Origin of the sequence: Polynucleobacter sp. SHI8 (assembly GCF_027944005.1) — a bacterium.
Classification (GTDB): Bacteria; Pseudomonadota; Gammaproteobacteria; order Burkholderiales; family Burkholderiaceae; genus Polynucleobacter.
On sequence record NZ_AP027204.1, the window covers coordinates 1,290,822 to 1,311,571 of the forward strand.

Below are 20,750 nucleotides of genomic sequence, written 5' to 3' on the forward strand. Positions count from 1 at the left end.
CTATTCCAGCCCAGTAAGCTGTAAATTTAATTGTGAACGAGAAAAATCACCTACTTCAGAACCACGATCTTCCATATCATTTGGGGACATGCGTGAAGCTTCTAAAGCATCTAAATAGGAATTCGTAATATTACCAGTAATGTAATTGCCATCAAAGCATGAGGCCTCGAAACCGTTAATAATTGGATTGATATCACGGATTGCCTGTTTCAGATCTTCTAGGCTCTGATAAATGAGCTGATCAGAACCAATTAACTCATTGATTTCTTCTACCGTTCTTCCATAAGCCACTAACTCACCACGAGTTGGCATATCAATCCCATAGACATTTGGGAAACAAACGGGTGGCGCGGCAGAAGCAAATATGACTTTTCTTGCACCAGCACTTCTTGCCATTTGAACAATTTCATATGAAGTTGTTCCCCTCACAATCGAGTCATCGACGATTAGCACGGATTTATTCAAAAACTCAACATGCATCGCATTTAACTTTTGACGGACTGATTTTTTTCGTACAGCCTGTCCTGGCATGATAAATGTACGTCCGATATAGCGGTTTTTAAAAAAACCTTCTCGATATTCAATACCTAATAACTTAGCAACCTGCATCGCTGCAGGTCGGCTAGAGTCTGGAATGGGCATTACAACATCAATATCTGTGATATCGGTTTCTTGTCTGATTTTATTTGCTAAATAATCACCCATTTTCATGCGCACATCAAAAATAGAGATGCCGTCCATGAAGGAGTCAGGTCGAGCTAAATATACATACTCAAATACACAGGGATTAAGACAGGCATCTGCCACAATTTGTCGACTAGCAAAATTACCATCAAGATCCACAAAGATGGCCTCTCCTGGTGCCACATCTCTTACAAATTCATAGCCAATACCCTCAATGGCAACAGACTCAGAACTGACCATCCACTGTGATTTACCTTGCCCAACATCCATCCTTCCAATACATAAAGGACGTATTCCATGAGCATCACGAAATGCCAGTAATCCATGCCCTGCAATCATTGACACAACAGCAAAAGAACCCTCTAAACGCTCATAGACGCTTTCTAAGGCATGAAAAGCTGATGAAGCATCCATGATGATGCCATTCGTCGATCGTTGAATCTCATCGGCAAGTACATTTAATAAAACCTCGGTATCTGAACTTGTATTGATATGACGTCGATCACGGTGAAACATTTCATCACGCAACTTAGCTGCATTCGTTAAATTGCCATTATGAGCGAGAACAAGACCAAAAGGAGCATTCACATAAAAAGGCTGGGCTTCTTCCTCACTACTCGCAGAACCTGCAGTAGGATACCTAACCTGACCGATCCCTGAATTACCTACTAAACCTCGCATATTACGCGTTCGGAACACGTCCCTGACTAAGCCATTCGCTTTGTGCATATGAAAGGAAAAACCGTTATGCGTTGCAATACCTGCCGCATCTTGACCACGATGTTGCAACAGTAGCAAGGCATCATAAATCAGTTGATTGACTGGTTCATTAGCAATAACCCCAACAATTCCGCACATATGATAACTTTCGAAGATTAAGGTACTTGACGAATATCAGTGGCATTTTTTAATTGATTCGCCCAATCTTCTGGCAACCAATTACGTATCAATCCAACAGCCATTTCAATTCCGGGTTTTGTTAAAGCATCTTTCCATTCAGAACTCTTAGGGATATCAGTTAAAGCAAATAAAGTGGACAATACGACAACAATAAGCCCACCTCGAATCGCCCCAAAAAAGGCTCCCAGTAAACGGTCAAAAAAAGATAAACCAATCTTATTTACTAAACTGCTAAATAGACTTGAAATAATTTTAGACAAAATTAATATTGCTACAAAAACTCCAATAAATGCTAAAGCGTGTTGACCTGTGATTCCACCGGGAACTGAAGTTAACCACTTTGTCGCTATCACGCCTGAAAAGTGATAAGCAACGTACATTGCTACAGCAAAACCAGCAAATGAAAAAGCTTCACGAATAAACCCACGTACCAAACCTAATATTGCTGAAAAAGCAATAATCCCTATAACAATAAAATCAATGGTTGTGAAGGCAAAGGTATTCATCATTGAGGAGTTTTCATTTCAATGATTTTGGGTGTTACTTCAAGCTCAGCCATCTTTTTAACTGCGGCTTGAGCATCTTCTCTGCTGGTATATGGGCCTGACCGCAGAAGATATAAAGTCGTACCCTCGGCCTCTTTTTTTCTCTCAATAACATAGGAAGATAGTTTTAATTCTTTTAACTTAGCTGACATTTTCTTAACGCGTTCATTTGAGGAGAACGTGGCAACTTGAATATAAAATTTCGCCTTGGGTTTATCTGCGTCTTTTGGTGCAGACTCAGAAATAACAACTTCATTATTTTCAGACGCATTATTTGGGGCAGGTTTTGTTTCTTGTATTTGCACGTTATTAGCAACAGCAACTTTCTCCTCTGAAGAGGAAGCTATTGTGTTATCAGTTGGTTTTTTTTCTTCATTGTTACTGACAGAATCGCCAACAGAACCAACAACTTTAATTACAACATCATTTTTAATTTTTTTGGGTTCAGCATCAAATATTCTTGGCAATCCAATAATTGCAACTAACAGTAAAAAAACTGCACCCAAAAGTCGATGTCTAGCTCTTTGAACTTCTGGATTTTCTGACATCGATTCTTGATCATCATCATCAAGAATCTGGCGACGAGATTTAATACTTGGTTCAGTACGAACAGAACTATCTTCTGAATTTTTGTTATTTTTGAATTTAAAAAATGAAATCATTAATCTTTATCTGCACTTGTAGAGGAATTTCAATGTTTTTGCAATTTCTGTAAAGCCATCACTGCACTTACTGTTAAGAAAGACCCGAATACCACCATTCTATCATTTTGACCAATCAGTTCGGAGGTTTTTTGATATGCTTCTGCTACAGTTACATAAGTTGTAATGCCAGATTCATTTGTGTTTTTTACTCCTAGACTTTCTAAAGTCTCTTCAATTTTTGAAGCACTTGCCGCTCTTGGAGTGGGTAGATTGACGCAATGCCAATAGTCCACAACTCCCAACATGGGTCGAATAACGCCCTCTATGTCTTTATCTGACATGACACCAAAAATTGCATGCGTAAATGGAAAATACCCCATCTTATCTAAACTAGCTGCTAATGCACTACTTGCATGTGGATTATGAGCCACGTCAAGGACAACAGTGGGTTGTCCTGCCAGTACTTGAAACCTTCCCGGCAAATCGACCATGGCAAAGCCATTTCGGATTGCCTGAACGCCAACTGGTAATACCTCTCTTAAACTCATTAATGCAGCAATTACCGCGGCTGCATTAATTAATTGATTAGCACCCCTTAGGGCAGGATATGCCAAGCCATTCACTCGCCGGGTTCTTCCTGACCACCCCCACTGCTGTTGATCTCCTGAAACATTAAAATCCTTTCCATGTAGCCATAAATCAACGCCTAATTGATCTGCATATTCAACTAAGGTGGAAGGTGGCAATGGATCTGCACAGATGGCAATTTTTCCAGGCCTCATGATGCCCGCTTTTTCAACGGCGATTAACTCACGTGTATTACCCAACAATGCCGTATGATCAAGATCAATACTAGCGATAATTGCGCAATCAGCATCGATGATGTTCACGGCATCCAGCCTACCTCCGAGCCCAACTTCTAAAATCACAACATCTACATCCATAGAAGCGAATAAATGCAGGATAGCTAAGGTAGTAAATTCAAAATAAGTCAGGCTTACTAATTCATCAAGTGAGGACCGCGCTTTCTCTACCGCATAAAAATGCTCTAATAATCGCTCTTCAGAAACACTCTGACGATCAATCCGCGCTCGTTCTGTAAAGTCCAAAAAATGAGGTGATGTATGGCATGCAACTCGGTATCCAGCCTCTGAATAGATAGACTCTAAAAAAGCACAAATCGAACCCTTGCCATTCGTGCCAGCAACTGTGATGACAGGGCACTGAAACTTTACATCCAGGGCGTCTTGTACTTTTTTGATACGGGTCAGGCCCATATCAATACCAACGGGGTGAGCAGTCTCTAAAAAAGCTAACCAGCTTGGTAAATCTGAAAAATAATGAGGATCTTTAGAAAACACAAGAATATTAAGCGATTGAGTCAGTCGGCTGCTTTTGTAACAAGGCTAATAATTTAGCAATTTCAGTTCTCATTTGACGACGATCCACAATCATATCGATGCCCCCTTTTTGCATTAAAAACTCAGATCTCTGAAATCCTTCTGGCAACTTCTCCCTGACAGTTTGTTCAATCACTCTTGGACCAGCAAAACCAATTAAAGCCTTTGGTTCTGCAATAACAATATCGCCCATAAAAGCAAAACTTGCAGAAATTCCACCCATAGTCGGGTCTGTTAAAACACTAATGTAAGGTAACTTCGCTTTTGCTAGTTTGGTCAACATGGAGTTTGTTTTAGCCATTTGCATCAAGGATAATAGGCTTTCTTGCATGCGCGCACCACCTGTAGCACTAATACAGATGAAGGGAACTTTTTGATCTAAGGCGGTTTGCGCACCTCTTGTAAAACGCTCGCCAACAACTGATCCCATCGAACCACCCATAAACTCAAATTCAAAACAAGCAATCACTACGGGAAGTGTATGAATCGATCCACCGAAGACTACCATCGCATCGGTTTCACCGGTACTATCCATGGCTTCTTGTAAGCGATCTGTGTATTTTTTTGTATCCTTAAACTTGAGAGGATCTATCGGGACAATTTCTTGGCCAATTTCATAACGCCCTTCTTTGTCCAATAAATAATCCAAGCGCTGTCTTGCGCGAATACGCATATGATGATCACATTTTGAACATACGTACTGGTTGGCTTCAACATCAGTCCGATATAAAACTGCTTCACAAGATACGCATTTAACCCATAAGCCTTCAGGTACAGATTTACGTAAACTAGGGTCAGTTTGCTGTATTTGCGGAGGTAATAATTTATCAATCCAACTCATATCATTCCTCTAGTTATCTTATCAAAATGCTCTACTTTATTGACTATCTAAGGCTGCACGAATGTCACGAATAAAGCTTTTTAGAGATTGTAACCTTGTATCAGCCGATGACTCCTCTAATAACTGTACTAATTTACTACCAATAATGACTGCATCTGCACTTTGACTGAGTTTTTTCGCCGACTCTGCATCTCGAATCCCAAAACCAATAGCAAGTGGGGTCGTGGTTTGCGCTCGTATCTGATCTGTGATGGTGGCAACTTCGGCAATATTAACGTTACTTGCTCCAGTAACACCTTTTAAGGATACATAATAAATATAGCCACTTGAGGCTTGTGAAACATGATTAATACGCTCTTGTGATGATGTCGGTGCTAATAAAAATATAGGACTTAAACCTGCATTTTTTAAGATACTTGCAAATTCAGTACATTCTTCAGGTGGATAATCAACCACCAACACACCATCAACGCCCGCTTCTTTTGCTTTTTGGGTAAAGACTTCAATACCCATATGTTCAATTGGATTGGCATATCCCATTAATACAATGGGTGTTTGTTGATTGGTCGACCGAAACTCTTGAACGATTTTTAAGCACTTGAGAAGAGTCGTGCCACTAGCAAGCGCTCTTTCTGATGCTCTTTGAATTACAGGACCATCTGCCATTGGATCCGAGAAAGGGATACCCAGTTCAATAATGTCAGCTCCAGACTCTACCAAAGCATGCAAAATTGGTAAGGTACTTGATAAATCAGGATCTCCAGCAGTGACGAAGGGAATTAGACCTTTTTTACCAACAGTTTTAAGTTCTTGAAATACGACTTCAATACGTCCCATAAATAAATCAACCTTATGCTGGTGAAAGTTTAATTTTGTCGGCTTGCGCGACTGTATGCATGTCTTTATCACCCCGGCCTGACAGATTAACAAGAATCGTCTTATCTTTAGGCAGTGTTTTCGCTAACTGAAAAGCATATGCAATTGCATGACTGGTTTCTAAAGCTGGAATAATCCCTTCAATCTCACAACAGGTATGAAACGCAGCAAGTGCATCAGCATCTGTAACTGCTGTGTAGGTTGCTCGATTGATATCTTTTAACCAAGCATGCTCCGGACCGACTCCAGGATAATCCAGACCTGCGGAGATTGAATGGGTATCCATAATTTGTCCATCCGCATTTTGAATCAAATAGGTTCTATTGCCATGTAAAACCCCTGGTGTACCTGCACATAACGCAGCAGCATGCATACCAGTCTCAATTCCAGAACCAGCGGCTTCAACACCAATTAATTTCACATCTGGATAGTTAATATAAGGATAAAAAATACCCATCGCATTGGATCCACCACCAACGCATGCTAATACATAGTCTGGTTGTGCTCCTGTCATCTCGGGCATTTGCTCAATACATTCAAGTCCAATCACACTTTGAAAATCTCTTACCATCATAGGATAAGGATGCGGACCTGCAACGGTACCAATGATATAAAAGGTATTTTCTACATTCGTAACCCAATCACGCATTGCTTCATTCAAAGCATCTTTCAGTGTTTTAGAGCCAGACTCCACAGGCACTACCGTGGCACCAAGCAACTTCATGCGATAAATATTTTGCGCCTGTCTCGCGACATCAACACTTCCCATGTAAATGACACACTCTAAGCCAAATCTTGCACAAATCGTTGCTGTAGCAACACCGTGCTGACCCGCGCCAGTCTCAGCGATGACTCGAGGCTTACCCATTCTTTTAGCAAGTAATGCCTGACCAATCACATTATTAATTTTATGCGCACCAGTATGGTTTAAATCTTCCCTTTTAAAGTAAACCTGTGCTCCACCAACCTGCTCACTCCATCGTTTTGCATGGTAAATCGGACTTGGTCGACCGACAAAGTGCTTTAACTCACTGTGAAATTCTGCTAGAAACTCAGGGTCATGTTGGTATTTGGCATATATTTGCTTGAGTTCCTCAAGGGCAAACATGAGAGTCTCCGAAACAAAAACTCCTCCGTAAGGGCCAAAATGTCCACGTGTATCTGGAAAATCGTACATAAGCTATCCTTTTTTTGCTAGTGAGAAGATGAATCCATCTTTCTGACTTGCATTACAAATTGTTTCATTAATTCGGGGTCCTTTATTCCTTTAGAAATCTCAACCCCACTCGATACATCCACTCCTAATGGCCGAAAATGTGCAATTGCCTCAGCAACATTGCTTATTTTCAATCCACCACTCAAAACGACCCGATGCGCGTTTTCTTTTATCCATGCCTGCGGTATTAAATCCCAATTAAATGTTTTACCACCACCACCGTAACCTTCAACAACCGCATCTAATATCCATGCAGACGCATCCCTATATTGTAGGCAAAATTCGTCAAGTTGGAATTTTTCGTCAACCCTAGCTGCTTTTAACCAAGGCAAACCACCTGAAATTTCAGAACAACGCTGTGGAGTTTCATTCCCATGAAACTGCCATATATCGATTTTGCAATGATCTTTGATACTTTGAACTAGAAAATCATCTGCATCGACTACTAGAACTACGTTTTGCATAGTGCCACCGTGCAAACGTGATAAGTTAGCTCCTTGGCTCATGTTTAAACATCTTGGACTCGGGGGGTAAAAAACTAGTCCGAGCGCATCTACACCTAAGTTCATCGCTGTTTGAATATCTATTTCGGTACTCAAACCACAAATTTTTATTCGTGTATGGAGCGGGTCATAATTCAATAAACTCATTCTTTATACCTTCTTATGCCTAAGTACGAAACGCTGTGTGTAAATATGCTGAGGGAATAACACTTAAATCAAAATGAGGTAATGGTATTTCAAATTGATTAGGATAGCCTACCTGAGCTAAATATAACCCATCCGCGGAAAACGTGGGCGCAGCGTTCGATCGATCTTTTTTTAATAGAAGTTCACCAAACCAGTCCGCTGATTCTTTGCCAAGACCAACGTGCAACAAACTTCCCATAATATTACGAATCATATGATGTAAAAAAGCATTCGCTCTGAAAAAAAAGAACACTTTCACCCCTTCTTCAATAATATCGATTTGATATAAATTTTTCACGGGGGTTTTACTTTGACACTCAGATGATCTAAAACAAGAAAAGTCATGCTCACCAAGTAAATAAGTCACCGCTTGACGCATGTCATCAACGCGCAAGGACTTATTCGACGGCAACATATGAAAACCAGCCTTTCGGTGTAACAGGGGTGTTTTAACTGGTGAAGTAATTAAATAATAGGCGTAGGATCGCTCATAAGCACTAAATCTAGCATCAAATTCGAATGGTACTTCTTTTGCCCATTGGATAGAAATCGATGGCGGTAAAAAACTATTTAAACCCCTAACCCATGACCAATCTGGTCGTTCAACTACTGTATCAAAATGTGCTACTTGACCCAGTGCATGAACTCCAGTGTCTGTTCTTCCGGCAGCGGTTAAGCGAATAATTGGCTCTTTAAATCCACCAATGAAGTGACTAATTGCAGATTCAATATGGTCTTGTATGGTCGCTTGTTGAACTTGACTTTGCCAACCACAATATGGAGAACCATCATATTGGATCCCAATGGCAATTCGTCTTAATTCGTTACTGTTCCCTGATGGTGCTTGAAAAATCACGAAATTTCCACAAGTATCTCTGAGGCCTGGGCATAAACCTCTTGATCAGCATTGTCACCAAGCTCAACAAGATCAGTCAATAAAATTCTAGCTGTCTCAAAATCTTTAATTTTGATATACGAACGTGCAAGGTTTAATCTTACTTTCTGCTCATCTGAATTAAGCAATAACTTGGAAACCGCAGATGAGCTAGAACCAGGATTAGCATTCACACCGAGGTCTAGTGAATATCCACTTGGCGTTGTTGTAATAGCTGCCGAAGCATTGGGAACTGATTGGTTTTCAACTACAGGGCTAATGGTTACTTCTTGTTTGACTGGGTCAGAAGGTAAGCTCAAATCAATACTTGAAAACAACTCTTTAACATGCTTGGGAACTTCATGATTCACGGCATTTATAGCGGCCTGACTAATCACCACCTCAGAGTCATCCTCTTGATCTTCATCATCAGGATTTGCCTTCATCACTGGAGTCATTTGTGGAATGGTAAAAGTTGGGACTACCGGTTCCTCAAATGTTGACTTTGAAGCACTTACTGGTACAACTTGATAGGGAGAAGATTTACGTAATATACCAAATAAAAATATTCCTGTTAAAGCAAGAATACCCACAATGGTTCCGTATTGTTCAAAATCAATGGGCTTGCTCAGAACTGAGGTTGTCGTTTTTTTCGCATTGATTTCTTTTAAATCGGCAATATTTCGCTCTAACTCGGCAATGCGGACTTGCGCCTCTTCCAACATTTTTTGTTGGGCAATCATGTCTTCATTTAATTTGGCTTGAGTAATCGCCTGTTCTGAGTCAGTTTGAGAGGATCCAATCTTTAAACGATCTTTAAAACCCTCTTTAAGTTGAGCTTGTTGATAGGTGCGGTTATTATTTTTTAAACTATCCTCGGAAGGTTTGTTCAATTGACGTTCACGGTAATTTTTAGCTGCTGAGGTAGCAAACTCTCGAGCCTCTTGTTCCGGAATTGAAGCTGCCATAGTTTCTGAAGGTACGATTAATTTCTCACCCTGCTTTAAGCGATTGATGTTACCTGCATAAAATGCTTTAGGATTCAATCGATAGAGTGCAACCAGCACTTGATTGAACTCAACACCACTTAATTGGGGGGCTATCTGACTCGCTATATTCACGAGGCTATCACCCGCTTGAACTTGAATCTCTTTAGACTGAGTGTTAAGAATGGTATAGACACGGGTAATTTTTCCAGAAGACCAAATGAGTTCAATCACTGCATCATTAAAGGCTTTTTCTAGTTCAACACTTTTTTTAGAAAATTTGAGAACGATGGCGATAGGCTTACCCGCTTTATCTTTTTGAATAGATACACTTGGCGTAAATTCATCATTTGGTTTTTGTATTCCAAATTTTTCATAGAGACTTTGGTCTGCTAAGCGAGCTTCAAATGCACCAAGAGTCTTAGACTCCTTGGTACTCATCAGAATAAAAATTTTAGATTCTAATGGTTCATCTTGAGAAGATTGTGTACTTAATGCCCCTAAAGACAAAGCAAATGAAACTTGACAGAAAAAGAGACTCCAAAGCAAAAAAAGATATTTTGTATGAAGTCTTATTTTCATTACTTCGATTCCAATAAGATACGTAAGATTCTTCTGAGAGGTTCTGCTGCCCCCCATAATAATTGATCACCAACGGTAAAGGCCCCAATATAATCTTGCCCCATCGCTAACTGATGCATACGGCCAACAGGTATCTGCAATGTTCCAGTAATCGCAGCAGGCGTTAGATATTTCTCGGTCATTTCACGATCATTCGGTACAAACTTGACCCACTCATTTGCATTGGTAATCAATTGTTCTAAATCGCTCATGGGGACATGTTTTTTTAATTTAATAGTCAATCCCTGAGAATGACATCTCATTGCACCAACCCTGACACATATGCCATCAATCGGAATACTTCCCGCTTCTCTAAATGGTGGCAAGCCAAGTATTTTATTGCATTCAGCGCCACCCTTCCACTCTTCCTTTGTCTGTCCATTTTCAACAGGGACATCAATCCACGGAATTAAACTTCCGGCTAAAGGCGTATTTCTGAAATTGCTTTTGGGATAATCACCACTTTGAAGTGATTTCGTCACTTGGCGATCAATATCCAATATGGCAGAACTGGGGTTAGCAAGGTCAGCTTGCACGCTATTGTATAAATAGCCCATTTGTTGCAATAACTCACGCATATTCTGGGCACCAGCGCCAGAAGCGGCTTGATATGTCATTGCACTCATCCATTCAACGAGTCCCGCCTTGAATAGTCCATGTAAACCTAATAACATCAGACTAACCGTGCAGTTACCACCGATCCAGTTTAGATTTCCATTTGAGAATGCTTGATCAATCACATGACGGTTCACAGGATCAAGCACAATAACAGCTTCCGGATTCATTCTCAAACTACTTGCCGCGTCAATCCAATGCCCTTTCCAACCACTAGCTCTTAAGGGCTCAAAAATAGCTTTGGTGTAATCTCCGCCTTGTGTAGAGATGATGTAATCACATTTTCTTAATGCGTGGATGTCATTTGCATCCTGCAAGAATGCTTCATTTTTAGTTAAGGCCTGACCCGCAAATAAAGGTACCTTTGCTCCAGGATTACTAGTACTAAAAAATATAGGTTCAATCAACTGAAAGTCGTTCTCTGCCAACATCCTTTCCATGAGGACACTGCCAACCATACCTCGCCAACCTACCAAACCCACTACAGGAAGTGCCATTACTCAACCTTATCTAAAAATAAAATGAACTGGGCTCCATTTTATTACTTCTGAGCCCTGTTGGGAAATTTACCTCAATTTAAACGAGTGCTGATAATACCGCTTGACCCATTTCAACGGTACCGACCTTCTGTGTACCAGTGGTGTAAATATCAGCAGTTCGATATCCTTTGGCAAGAACTTGTTGCACGGCTTTTTCAATTCGGATAGCCTGATCCTCTTTACCAAGTGAATATCTCAACATCATTGCGGCAGATAAAATCGTTGCAAGTGGGTTTGCAATTCCTTTACCAGCAATATCGGGAGCTGAACCATGACTAGGTTCGTATAAGCCTTTATTGTTAACATCAAGTGATGCTGATGGCAACATACCAATCGAACCTGTGAGCATCGCTGCCTCATCCGACAAAATGTCGCCAAATAAATTTCCTGTAACTACCACATCAAAAGCTTTTGGCGCTTTAACTAACTGCATTGCCGCATTATCAACATACATATGCGTAAGTTCAACATCTGGATATGATTTACCTAGGTCAATCATGACATCACGCCAAAGTTGTGATGTTTCTAAGACGTTTGATTTATCAACACTACAGATTTTTTTATTTCTTTTTCTAGCAGCAGCAAACGCTACTTGCCCAATCCTACGAACCTCAGGCTCACTATAGCGCATCGTATCAAAGCCCTCGCGTGCACCAGGAAAAAGGCCATCTGTTGCCGTGCGAATACCTTTAGGTGAACCAAAATAGACATCACCATTGAGTTCACGCACAATCAAAATATCTAAACCTGAAACGATTTCTGGCTTTAACGATGAAGCTGCCGTTAACTCCGGATAGCAAATAGCCGGTCTTAAATTCGCAAATAAAGCTAAATGTTTACGTAACCCCAAGATAGCCTGCTCCGGACGTAACTCTCTAGGTAAATTGTCGTATTTAAAGTCACCAACTGAACCAAATAAGATGGCGTCAGCTTCTTTGGCTAAGGCTAATGTTTTATCTGGTAAAGGATGACCTTCAGCCTCATAACCAGCTCCACCTACAGGAGCCTCTTCAATTTCAAAGGACTCGCCTAATGCATCTAACACCAATCTTGCTTGTGCAATGATTTCTGGACCAATACCGTCCCCAGGTAAAACTGCAATTTTCATAATTATTCCAAACTTAAGGTAGCTTCGTATCCAACCAAGGCATTTTTAATAAACGCTGTGATTCGAAATTCTTAATTTTATCGGAATGACGTAAGGTCAAACCAATATCATCTAATCCATTGATTAGGCAGTACTTGCGAAATGGTGTGATATCAAAATCATAAGAACTACCATCTGCAGCAATCACAATCTGCTTTTCTAGGTCAATGGTTACTTGATAACCATTAAAAGAAAATGTCTCATTGAATAAATGATCCACTTGTGTATTCGTCAGAATAATTGGTAATAAACCATTTTTGTAGCAGTTATTCATAAAAATATCTGCAAAACTTGGCGCGATAACCGCTCTAAAACCATACTGCACAAGAGCCCATGGGGCATGCTCGCGAGAACTTCCACAACCAAAATTCTTTCTCGCAAGTAAGATACTTCCGCCTTTGTACTGCGGTTGGTTTAAAACAAAATCCGGATTAAGAGGACGCTTGGAGCAATCAACTCCTGGCTCGCCTGCATCTAAATAACGCCAAGCATCAAAGAGATTTTGCCCAAAACCAGTTCTGGCAATTGACTTTAAAAACTGCTTAGGAATGATCGCATCGGTATCGACATTTTCACGATCCAAGGGCACAACTAAACCTTGATGTAGATTAAAAGCTTGCATAATAGTTGTCTATTTAATAGGGGTTACAACAGCACCAGATGGCTGTTCAATAGGCTTAGATTCTTCAGGCTTTACAGATGGCCCTGCCGTTTTTTCAATCGACTTACCTAAACTTTGTAAATCACGGCCCATTCCTTCTACTGTGGAACAAGCTATTAAAAAATGGGGAATAGCTAAAATTAAAGCAACTTGAAGAAATTTCATCAATCAACCTTTTTATGAGTAATTATGCAATTTTACGCACATCTACAAAATGACCTTCAATCGCGGCAGCAGCTGCCATTGCAGGACTGACTAAATGGGTTCGGCCTCCAGCGCCTTGGCGTCCTTCAAAATTACGATTAGATGTTGACGCACAACGTTCTTGAGGTTCTAGACGATCAGCATTCATGGCGAGGCACATAGAACATCCAGGTTCACGCCACTCAAATCCTGCCGCAATAAAGAGCTTATCTAAACCTTCTTTTTCAGCCTGCGCTTTAACCAAACCAGAACCAGGCACAACCAGTGCCAACTTCACATTTGGTGCAACTTTTTTACCTAAGCGCTCCACAACTTTCGCCGCAGCACGCATATCTTCAATACGACTATTCGTACAAGAGCCGATAAATACTTTATCAATCATGATGGAATCGATAGGCGTATTAGGTGATAAACCCATATAAATCAGGGCATGCTCAATCGCAGACCGCTTGTTAGAATCTTTCTCTTTTTCAGGGTCTGGAATACGATCTTCAATCGATAAAACCATCTCTGGGGAAGTTCCCCAAGTAACCTGTGGTTTGACGTCTTCGGCACGTAACTGAACAACTTGATCAAATACAGCATCTGGATCTGAATGTAGTCCACGCCAATACTGTATTGCTAAACTCCAAGCTTGGCCTGTTGGTGCATAGGGACGATTTTGTACATACTCAATGGTTTTTTCATCAACAGCAATCAAACCTGACCTTGCCCCTGCTTCAATAGCCATATTACAAACCGTCATACGCCCTTCGATCGATAACTGTTGAATTGCTTCACCAGCAAACTCGATGGTATGACCAGTTCCACCAGCAGTTCCAATCTTTCCAATAATTGCAAGTACGATGTCTTTCGCCGTGCAACCCGATGGGAGCTTACCGTCAACACGAACTAACATGTTTTTACTTTTTTTCATGAGCAAGGTCTGGGTAGCTAAAACATGCTCTACTTCTGAAGTCCCAATTCCAAAAGCCAGGGCCCCAAAGGCGCCGTGAGTACTTGTGTGAGAATCACCGCAAACAATCGTCATGCCGGGTAATGTAGCCCCTTGCTCAGGACCAATGACATGCACAATTCCTTGACGCAAGTCATGCATCTTATATTGAGTAATACCCAATCGATCGCAATTGGTATCTAAGGTATCTACTTGTAATTTTGAGATAGGATCAGTAATTCCTTCAGAGCGATCGGTAGTCGGAACGTTATGGTCTGAAACAGCTAAGTTCGCAGAATTACGCCATAAAGGACGTTTAGCCAGCGATAAACCTTCAAAAGCCTGAGGACTGGTTACTTCATGCAAAAGATGACGGTCAATGTACAAGACTGAGGTACCGTCTTCTTCTGCATAGACCACATGGTCGTCCCAAAGTTTGTCATATAAGGTACGTGCCATGCAATCTCCTTGTTTATCGTTTGTTAATAGGTGAAACTGACCGAGTTTGATAGCCGTTAAATAACTGACGCGGACGTCCTATTTTATACTCAGGATCGGTAATCATCTCTTCCCATTGTGCAATCCAGCCTACTGTTCTTGCTAAGGAGAAAATGCAAGTGAACATTTCTGTTGGGATTCCTAATGCACGCTGCACAATTCCAGAGTAAAAATCGACGTTAGGATAGAGTTTACGGCTAACAAAGTATTCATCTTCCAATGCTATTTTCTCTAATGTCATCGCTAATTTAAACAATGGATCATCTTGCAAACCAAGCTCATTGAGAACTTCATAACAGGTTTCACGCATTAACTTCGCACGTGGGTCAAAGTTTTTATAAACACGATGACCAAAGCCCATTAAGCGTACACCAGAATCTTTATCTTTAACTTGTGCAATAAATTCACCAATCTTATCTACGCCACCCATGGCTTGAATATTTTCAAGCATTTGTAAACAAGCTTCATTAGCACCACCGTGTGCAGGACCCCATAAACAAGCAACTCCAGAAGCAATTGCCGCAAATGGATTGGTGCCAGAAGAACCAGCCAAGCGGACAGTTGACGTAGAGGCATTTTGTTCATGATCGGCATGCAAAATGAAAATTCTGTCTAAAGCACGTACCAAAACTTCATTGATTACATACTCTTCACAAGGGTTAGCAAACATCATACGCATGAAGTTTGCTGTGTAAGACAAATCATTTTTTGGATAAATAAAAGGTTGACCAATAGAATACTTATAAGACATAGCTACCAAGGTAGGCATTTTTGCAATTAAGCGAATTTGCGCGATTTCTCTAACCTTCTTGTCACTATAGTCAAGGCCATCATGATAGAAAGCCGCCATTCCGCCAACTAAACCAGTTAATACAGCCATCGGATGCGCATCACGACGGAATCCTCTCAGGAAAAACTGCATCTGCTCATGAACCATTGTATGATGCATAACGAGGGTATCAAATGACTTTTTCTGTTCAGCATTCGGTAGTTCGCCATTAATCAACAAATAACAGCTTTCTAAAAAATCACAATTTTCAGCTAATTCTTGAATGGGGTAACCACGATAAAGCAACTCACCCTTATCACCATCAATAAAGGTAATCTTTGAGTTACATGAAGCTGTAGACATAAAGCCTGGATCATAGGTAAATTTACCCGTTTGTCCATACAATTTACGTATATCAATTACATCTGGACCAACTGTGCCTTTATAAATGGGCATTTCGATAGCAGGTGTGCCGTCAGAGAAAGATAGTGTGGCTTTAATTTCAGAGGGGGTCATTGCAGGATTTCCTTCCATTCAAAACATTATATTAATAGATCACAACTAGTTACTTTTCATCTTAACCACCAAATTTTACAATTGACGCATCATCTGTAATATTTTAATCACATCAGGATTGTCTAAAACTCCTGCAGGCTCTTTCCTCTTGAGAAGCAAATCCAACAAATCATTATCACTTAGGTCTAACAACTGATCCATGGCAAAGACATCATCCATCGACAATGTATCGATATATCGATTAAAAAAACGCTCAATAATTAAATCATTTTCAAGTAAACCCCTTCTAGCACTCCAGCGAAGTCTAGAAAGGGTTTGTGCATCAGCGATCATACTGAGCGACGTACCATCAATTCCTTAATCTTACCAATTGCTTTAGTTGGGTTTAAGCCTTTTGGACAGACATCAACACAATTCATAATGGTATGACAGCGGAATAACCGATAAGGATCTTCCAGATTATCTAAACGCTCACTTGTAACTTGATCACGACTATCAGCAATAAATCGATAAGCCTGTAATAAACCTGCTGGACCAACAAATTTATCAGGATTCCACCAGAAAGATGGGCAAGATGTTGAGCAAGATGCACACAAAATACACTCATACAAGCCGTTTAACTCATCACGCTCTTCAGGAGACTGTAAACGCTCTTTTTCAGGTGGTGGAGTGTCATTGACCAAATAGGGACGAATTGAATGATATTGCTTGAAAAAGTTCGTCATATCAACAATCATATCTCGAACAACTGGAAGACCTGGCAATGGACGCAGAGTAATCTTATTGGGCAAAGTTAACATATTGGTTAAACAAGCTAAGCCATTTTTACCGTTGATATTCATCGCATCTGAACCACAAACACCCTCACGGCATGAACGACGGAATGACAATGTCTCGTCCAATTTCTTTAACTTCATTAATGCATCCAATAACATTCTTTCGCTACCATCTAGCTCTAGCTCATAGGTCTGCATACGTGGCGCCGCATCCTGATCAGGATCGTAGCGATAAACTTCAAAAATTCTCTTTTGACTCATGATTAACCTCTTAGAAAGTACGAACTTTAGGTGGAATAGATTCAGCAGTTAAAGGCTGTAGATTGACTGGTTTGTAATCTAAACGATTGTTTTCTTTATACCAAAGAGTATGCTTCATCCAGTTTTCATCATCGCGATCTGGACAGTCGTCGTGCGCATGGGCTCCACGACTTTCTTGTCTAGCTGCTGCTGAGTACATTGTTGAATTCGCAGCTTCCACAATATTCGCTAACTCTAAAGCTTCAACACGAGCCGTGTTAAAGGTCTTAGATTTATCTTTTAAGTGAATATGCTTGGCTTTTTCAGTTAACTCTGCCATTTTGACGACACCGTCATCCATGATTTTTTGCGTTCTAAATACGCCGCAATGTTTTTGCATGGCATTACGTATTTCATTGGCTACATCTTGGGTATATTCACCTGAGGTAGAACTATCCAAGGCAGCAACTCGAGATAACGCATAATCAGCTGCATCAGCAGGCAACGGCTTATGTTCTTTTTGCTTTAGAGCGGTTGAAACAACATGATTACCAGCAGCACGACCAAAGACTAATAAGTCAAGTAATGAGTTTGTTCCAAGGCGATTTGCTCCATGAACAGAAACACAAGAACATTCACCTACTGCATAAAATCCATTGACAATATCATTGGGATTACCATTCTTCGGTGCCACCACTTGACCATGAATATTCGTCGGAATACCGCCCATTTGATAGTGAATAGTTGGAACGACAGGAATTGGCTCTTTTGTCACGTCCACGTTGGCAAAGTTAATACCAATCTCATAAACAGATGGTAAGCGTTTATGAATCGTCTCAGCACCAATATGCGTTAAATCTAATACAACGTAATCACCATTCGGTCCACAGCCACGACCTTCTTTAATTTCTTGATCCATTGAGCGAGAAACAAAGTCACGAGGCGCTAAATCCTTCAGTGTAGGTGCGTAACGTTCCATAAAACGCTCCCCATCTTTGTTGCGCAAAATACCACCCTCACCACGACAACCTTCAGTTAACAAGACACCAGCTCCGGCGACCCCTGTTGGGTGAAATTGCCAAAACTCCATATCTTCTAATGGAATTCCTGCACGAGCAGTCATACCCATACCGTCACCGGTATTGATGAAAGCATTAGTAGAAGCTTGCCAAATACGGCCAGCACCACCGGTTGCAAACATCGTACATTTAGCTTCGAGGATGTGGATGTCACCTGTTTCCATTTCCATGGCGGTAACACCAAGAACGTCTCCGTCTGCATCACGAATTAAATCCAAAGCCATCCACTCTACAAAAAACTGTGTACGCGCACGGACGTTTCTTTGATATAGGGTATGCAACATGGCATGGCCAGTTCGATCTGCCGCCGCACATGCTCTTTGAACAGCTTTCTCGCCGTAATTTGCAGTGTGACCACCGAATGGACGCTGATAAATAGTACCATCTGGATTGCGGTCAAATGGCATACCAAAATGCTCTAACTCATATACGACCTTGGGAGCTTCACGGCACATGAACTCAATAGCATCTTGATCACCTAACCAGTCCGCACCTTTAATCGTGTCGTAAAAATGGTAGTGCCAATTATCTTCACTCATGTTGCCAAGAGATGCTCCAATACCACCTTGCGCAGCAACTGTATGTGAACGCGTTGGGAAGACTTTAGACAACACGGCGACATTAAGTCCCGCTTCTGCCAACTGTAAAGAAGCACGCATTCCTGCTCCACCTGCTCCAACAATCACCACGTCAAAACGTCTGCGTGGAATAGCTGATTTTATAGCTGCCATTTAAACCCTCCAAAGAATTTGAGCAGTGTAACCAGCACAACCGACTAGCCACAACACAGTAAAAGTTTGTAATGCTAGACGCAATCCAGCAGAACCAATGTAATCCATCCAAATATCACGGATACCAACCCACGCATGATAAAAAAGACTTAATAATGTCAGGAAAGTAACAATCTTGATGAGTTGATTGGCAAATAGACTGGCCCAACCTTCATAACTAGCATTGCCATAAACCAAATAAACCCCTAAAAAAAGAATCGTAAAAATAACCATAATTACAGCTGTAACGCGCTGTAATAACCATTCAGTTAAACCGTAATGCGCGCCGACAACAAGTCGATTTGCACCAATATTATTTTTTGACATGTTGACCTCAGAATAAATTAAAAAGTTTTGCCCCAAGTACCGCCGTGAGAGATAAACTCACAGCCAGTACTGTTACAGCAGATTTTTGAATTTGTGTTTTCTCAATTCCTTTATGGAGATCCAACATCAAAAAGCGGATACCAGCACAAAAGTGATGTAAAAAAGCCCAAATTAAGGCGAGTAAAAATAATTTAACGAGGGGATGACCAACGACTTCGGAGAAGGTAATGAAACTGAGCTCAGAAGTCAGGCTCTTATCAAAAAGATAAAGAATAAATGGCAGGGATAAAAAAAGTAAAGCACCGCTAGCGCGATGCATAATTGATACTTTTCCTGACCAAGGTAATTTATAGGAAGTTAAGATTTGCCCGTATCCAATATTTTTGAATTCGCGGCGAGCTCGCTTGGGGCTCGTATCGACAGTTTCAGACATGATGTTCCTTTTAATTGTATGCGCTGTATAAAACTTCTAATTACTATTTTAATTTTTACAACTTTATATGTAAATTTAATTTACATATAAAGTTGTATAACGTAATTTTGTCATATCCTGAGATTTCTTGAATTATTTTTTAAAAACTTGAGTTTTTTTATCAATTACCAATCAACTAATTTGGTTGAAATAGTGATGTTCCGTAGTGATATATTGAGCCTGACGAACTTCAACTGGCTTATCACCGTATGTGTAGGCAACCCGAAAAATATCTAATACAGGAACAAACGGTTCAATTTTTAAATATTCCGAGGCCAAATTACTGGGCAATACTGCTCGAATACGCTCATTAGCATGGGTCATATGAACACCAAAATGACTTTCAAATAAGCCATACATCGAACCCGTCCAGCTCTCCAAGAGTTCAAGTGTTAAATCGCCAAATAGTGGGCAAGGTAACCAAATGTCTTCGAAAACAATTGGTTTGTCATTAAAACTCATTAACCGACGAATATGCACAAAAACATCATCAGCCTGCATTTTGAAAGGTGAATAGACGACTTCTGGGGCTTTTTGATGGCTACAAAGCAAGATTTTGTTTTGAGAGTCTTCAATCACCCCCGAGGAATTTGCTAAATGCAAAAAACGATACTTACTTTGCTCTTCTTGATGGGTGGCAACGAAAGTACCGCTTCCTTGCCTTCGAATCAACAATTGTTGCTGTACGAGTTCATCAAGAGCCTTGCGAATGGTTCCTTGACTAACTTGATACAAGGATGCTAACTCAAACTCACTAGGTATCAACTCCCCTGCTTTCCATACTCCCTGCTCAAGAGCAATCAATATTTTGAGTTTTATTTGTGCATAAAGTGGCAAATCAAGATGTTTTTCTGATGAATTGTCATGTTTAGTTTCCATAATAGATATCATATATGCACTGTGAGATAAAAAAATGAAACATTTTTT

Annotated in this window: 22 protein-coding genes; all 22 read right to left on the reverse strand. The window is 40.6% G+C overall.

Translation table 11 applies throughout. The features are described from left to right. The 22 genes from purF to QMN06_RS06595 all read right to left on the reverse strand — a co-directional run bounded on the left by purF (position 1) and on the right by QMN06_RS06595 (position 20,702). The gene (purF, locus tag QMN06_RS06490; protein WP_281969323.1) at positions 1-1,542 is read right to left on the reverse strand and encodes an amidophosphoribosyltransferase; all 1,542 of its coding nucleotides are present in this window, start codon (positions 1,540-1,542) and stop codon (positions 1-3) included. A gap of 17 nt (positions 1,543-1,559) precedes the next feature. Further along, positions 1,560-2,093 (reverse strand): CvpA family protein, encoded by a 534-nt coding sequence (locus QMN06_RS06495; RefSeq protein ID WP_281969324.1) that lies wholly within the window; start codon positions 2,091-2,093, stop codon positions 1,560-1,562. Continuing rightward, a complete protein-coding gene (locus QMN06_RS06500) occupies positions 2,090-2,791 on the reverse strand; it encodes an SPOR domain-containing protein (RefSeq protein WP_281969325.1) in 702 nt (233 codons plus the stop codon). Before QMN06_RS06500 ends, QMN06_RS06495 begins: the two co-directional genes overlap by 4 nt. Before the next feature lie 29 nt (positions 2,792-2,820). Then, entirely contained in the window at positions 2,821-4,134 is a 1,314-nt protein-coding gene (gene folC / locus QMN06_RS06505; RefSeq protein ID WP_281969326.1) for a bifunctional tetrahydrofolate synthase/dihydrofolate synthase, read from the reverse strand. A gap of 7 nt (positions 4,135-4,141) precedes the next feature. Continuing rightward, positions 4,142-5,014 (reverse strand): acetyl-CoA carboxylase, carboxyltransferase subunit beta, encoded by an 873-nt coding sequence (accD, locus tag QMN06_RS06510; RefSeq protein ID WP_281969327.1) that lies wholly within the window; start codon positions 5,012-5,014, stop codon positions 4,142-4,144. A gap of 36 nt (positions 5,015-5,050) precedes the next feature. Next, positions 5,051-5,851 (reverse strand): tryptophan synthase subunit alpha, encoded by an 801-nt coding sequence (trpA, locus tag QMN06_RS06515; RefSeq protein WP_281969328.1) that lies wholly within the window; start codon positions 5,849-5,851, stop codon positions 5,051-5,053. A gap of 13 nt (positions 5,852-5,864) precedes the next feature. Beyond that, positions 5,865-7,067, reverse strand: a complete 1,203-nt coding sequence (gene trpB / locus QMN06_RS06520) for a tryptophan synthase subunit beta (RefSeq protein WP_281969329.1) — start codon at positions 7,065-7,067, stop codon at positions 5,865-5,867. 17 nt (positions 7,068-7,084) lie between these two features. Then, positions 7,085-7,756: a phosphoribosylanthranilate isomerase gene (locus QMN06_RS06525; protein WP_281969330.1), complete on the reverse strand. Its 672-nt coding sequence runs from the start codon at positions 7,754-7,756 to the stop codon at positions 7,085-7,087. 19 nt (positions 7,757-7,775) lie between these two features. After that, positions 7,776-8,651, reverse strand: coding sequence for a tRNA pseudouridine(38-40) synthase TruA (gene truA / locus QMN06_RS06530; protein ID WP_281969331.1), 876 nt, complete (start codon positions 8,649-8,651; stop codon positions 7,776-7,778). Then, positions 8,648-10,237 (reverse strand): FimV/HubP family polar landmark protein, encoded by a 1,590-nt coding sequence (locus QMN06_RS06535; RefSeq protein ID WP_281969332.1) that lies wholly within the window; start codon positions 10,235-10,237, stop codon positions 8,648-8,650. The genes truA and QMN06_RS06535 overlap by 4 nt, the downstream gene beginning before the upstream one ends. Next, complete coding sequence (asd, locus tag QMN06_RS06540) at positions 10,237-11,388, reverse strand: aspartate-semialdehyde dehydrogenase (protein ID WP_281969333.1); 1,152 nt, start codon at positions 11,386-11,388, stop codon at positions 10,237-10,239. The genes QMN06_RS06535 and asd overlap by 1 nt, the downstream gene beginning before the upstream one ends. 79 nt (positions 11,389-11,467) lie before the next feature. Then, positions 11,468-12,538 (reverse strand): 3-isopropylmalate dehydrogenase, encoded by a 1,071-nt coding sequence (gene leuB, locus QMN06_RS06545; protein ID WP_281969334.1) that lies wholly within the window; start codon positions 12,536-12,538, stop codon positions 11,468-11,470. 13 nt (positions 12,539-12,551) lie between these two features. Then, complete coding sequence (gene leuD / locus QMN06_RS06550; RefSeq protein WP_281969335.1) at positions 12,552-13,199, reverse strand: 3-isopropylmalate dehydratase small subunit; 648 nt, start codon at positions 13,197-13,199, stop codon at positions 12,552-12,554. A 9-nt stretch (positions 13,200-13,208) separates the two neighbouring features. Next, positions 13,209-13,403, reverse strand: a complete 195-nt coding sequence (locus tag QMN06_RS06555) for an entericidin A/B family lipoprotein (protein WP_281969336.1) — start codon at positions 13,401-13,403, stop codon at positions 13,209-13,211. A gap of 22 nt (positions 13,404-13,425) precedes the next feature. After that, positions 13,426-14,835, reverse strand: coding sequence for a 3-isopropylmalate dehydratase large subunit (gene leuC / locus QMN06_RS06560; protein ID WP_281969337.1), 1,410 nt, complete (start codon positions 14,833-14,835; stop codon positions 13,426-13,428). A gap of 13 nt (positions 14,836-14,848) precedes the next feature. Beyond that, positions 14,849-16,159 (reverse strand): citrate synthase, encoded by a 1,311-nt coding sequence (gene gltA, locus QMN06_RS06565; protein ID WP_281969338.1) that lies wholly within the window; start codon positions 16,157-16,159, stop codon positions 14,849-14,851. A gap of 75 nt (positions 16,160-16,234) precedes the next feature. Continuing rightward, positions 16,235-16,492 (reverse strand): succinate dehydrogenase assembly factor 2, encoded by a 258-nt coding sequence (locus QMN06_RS06570; protein WP_281969339.1) that lies wholly within the window; start codon positions 16,490-16,492, stop codon positions 16,235-16,237. Further along, complete coding sequence (locus tag QMN06_RS06575) at positions 16,489-17,196, reverse strand: succinate dehydrogenase iron-sulfur subunit (protein WP_281969340.1); 708 nt, start codon at positions 17,194-17,196, stop codon at positions 16,489-16,491. Before QMN06_RS06575 ends, QMN06_RS06570 begins: the two co-directional genes overlap by 4 nt. A 10-nt stretch (positions 17,197-17,206) precedes the next feature. Beyond that, positions 17,207-18,985, reverse strand: coding sequence for a succinate dehydrogenase flavoprotein subunit (gene sdhA, locus QMN06_RS06580; protein ID WP_281969341.1), 1,779 nt, complete (start codon positions 18,983-18,985; stop codon positions 17,207-17,209). Further along, positions 18,986-19,351: a succinate dehydrogenase, hydrophobic membrane anchor protein gene (gene sdhD, locus QMN06_RS06585; RefSeq protein ID WP_281969342.1), complete on the reverse strand. Its 366-nt coding sequence runs from the start codon at positions 19,349-19,351 to the stop codon at positions 18,986-18,988. A 7-nt stretch (positions 19,352-19,358) separates the two neighbouring features. Next, positions 19,359-19,784 (reverse strand): succinate dehydrogenase, cytochrome b556 subunit, encoded by a 426-nt coding sequence (gene sdhC / locus QMN06_RS06590; protein WP_281969343.1) that lies wholly within the window; start codon positions 19,782-19,784, stop codon positions 19,359-19,361. 171 nt (positions 19,785-19,955) lie between these two features. Further along, a complete protein-coding gene (locus QMN06_RS06595; protein WP_281969344.1) occupies positions 19,956-20,702 on the reverse strand; it encodes a GntR family transcriptional regulator in 747 nt (248 codons plus the stop codon). Positions 20,703-20,750: the final 48 nt, after the last annotated feature.

Bases quoted from the DNA above. Each gene is read 5' to 3' on its own strand.
- asd (WP_281969333.1), bottom strand. From the start codon at position 11,388: ATGGCACTTCCTGTAGTGGGTTTGGTAGGTTGGCGAGGTATGGTTGGC.
- leuC (WP_281969337.1), bottom strand. From the start codon at position 14,835: ATGGCACGTACCTTATATGACAAACTTTGGGACGACCATGTGGTCTAT.
- QMN06_RS06495 (WP_281969324.1), bottom strand. From the start codon at position 2,093: ATGATGAATACCTTTGCCTTCACAACCATTGATTTTATTGTTATAGGG.
- QMN06_RS06595 (WP_281969344.1), bottom strand. From the start codon at position 20,702: ATGGAAACTAAACATGACAATTCATCAGAAAAACATCTTGATTTGCCA.
- accD (WP_281969327.1), bottom strand. From the start codon at position 5,014: ATGAGTTGGATTGATAAATTATTACCTCCGCAAATACAGCAAACTGAC.
- gltA (WP_281969338.1), bottom strand. From the start codon at position 16,159: ATGACCCCCTCTGAAATTAAAGCCACACTATCTTTCTCTGACGGCACA.
- purF (WP_281969323.1), bottom strand. From the start codon at position 1,542: ATGTGCGGAATTGTTGGGGTTATTGCTAATGAACCAGTCAATCAACTG.
- leuD (WP_281969335.1), bottom strand. From the start codon at position 13,199: ATGCAAGCTTTTAATCTACATCAAGGTTTAGTTGTGCCCTTGGATCGT.
- QMN06_RS06535 (WP_281969332.1), bottom strand. From the start codon at position 10,237: ATGAAAATAAGACTTCATACAAAATATCTTTTTTTGCTTTGGAGTCTC.
- trpA (WP_281969328.1), bottom strand. From the start codon at position 5,851: ATGGGACGTATTGAAGTCGTATTTCAAGAACTTAAAACTGTTGGTAAA.
- leuB (WP_281969334.1), bottom strand. From the start codon at position 12,538: ATGAAAATTGCAGTTTTACCTGGGGACGGTATTGGTCCAGAAATCATT.
- QMN06_RS06570 (WP_281969339.1), bottom strand. From the start codon at position 16,492: ATGATCGCTGATGCACAAACCCTTTCTAGACTTCGCTGGAGTGCTAGA.
- sdhA (WP_281969341.1), bottom strand. From the start codon at position 18,985: ATGGCAGCTATAAAATCAGCTATTCCACGCAGACGTTTTGACGTGGTG.
- sdhC (WP_281969343.1), bottom strand. From the start codon at position 19,784: ATGTCTGAAACTGTCGATACGAGCCCCAAGCGAGCTCGCCGCGAATTC.
- QMN06_RS06575 (WP_281969340.1), bottom strand. From the start codon at position 17,196: ATGAGTCAAAAGAGAATTTTTGAAGTTTATCGCTACGATCCTGATCAG.
- trpB (WP_281969329.1), bottom strand. From the start codon at position 7,067: ATGTACGATTTTCCAGATACACGTGGACATTTTGGCCCTTACGGAGGA.
- QMN06_RS06500 (WP_281969325.1), bottom strand. From the start codon at position 2,791: ATGATTTCATTTTTTAAATTCAAAAATAACAAAAATTCAGAAGATAGT.
- QMN06_RS06555 (WP_281969336.1), bottom strand. From the start codon at position 13,403: ATGAAATTTCTTCAAGTTGCTTTAATTTTAGCTATTCCCCATTTTTTA.
- sdhD (WP_281969342.1), bottom strand. From the start codon at position 19,351: ATGTCAAAAAATAATATTGGTGCAAATCGACTTGTTGTCGGCGCGCAT.
- QMN06_RS06525 (WP_281969330.1), bottom strand. From the start codon at position 7,756: ATGAGTTTATTGAATTATGACCCGCTCCATACACGAATAAAAATTTGT.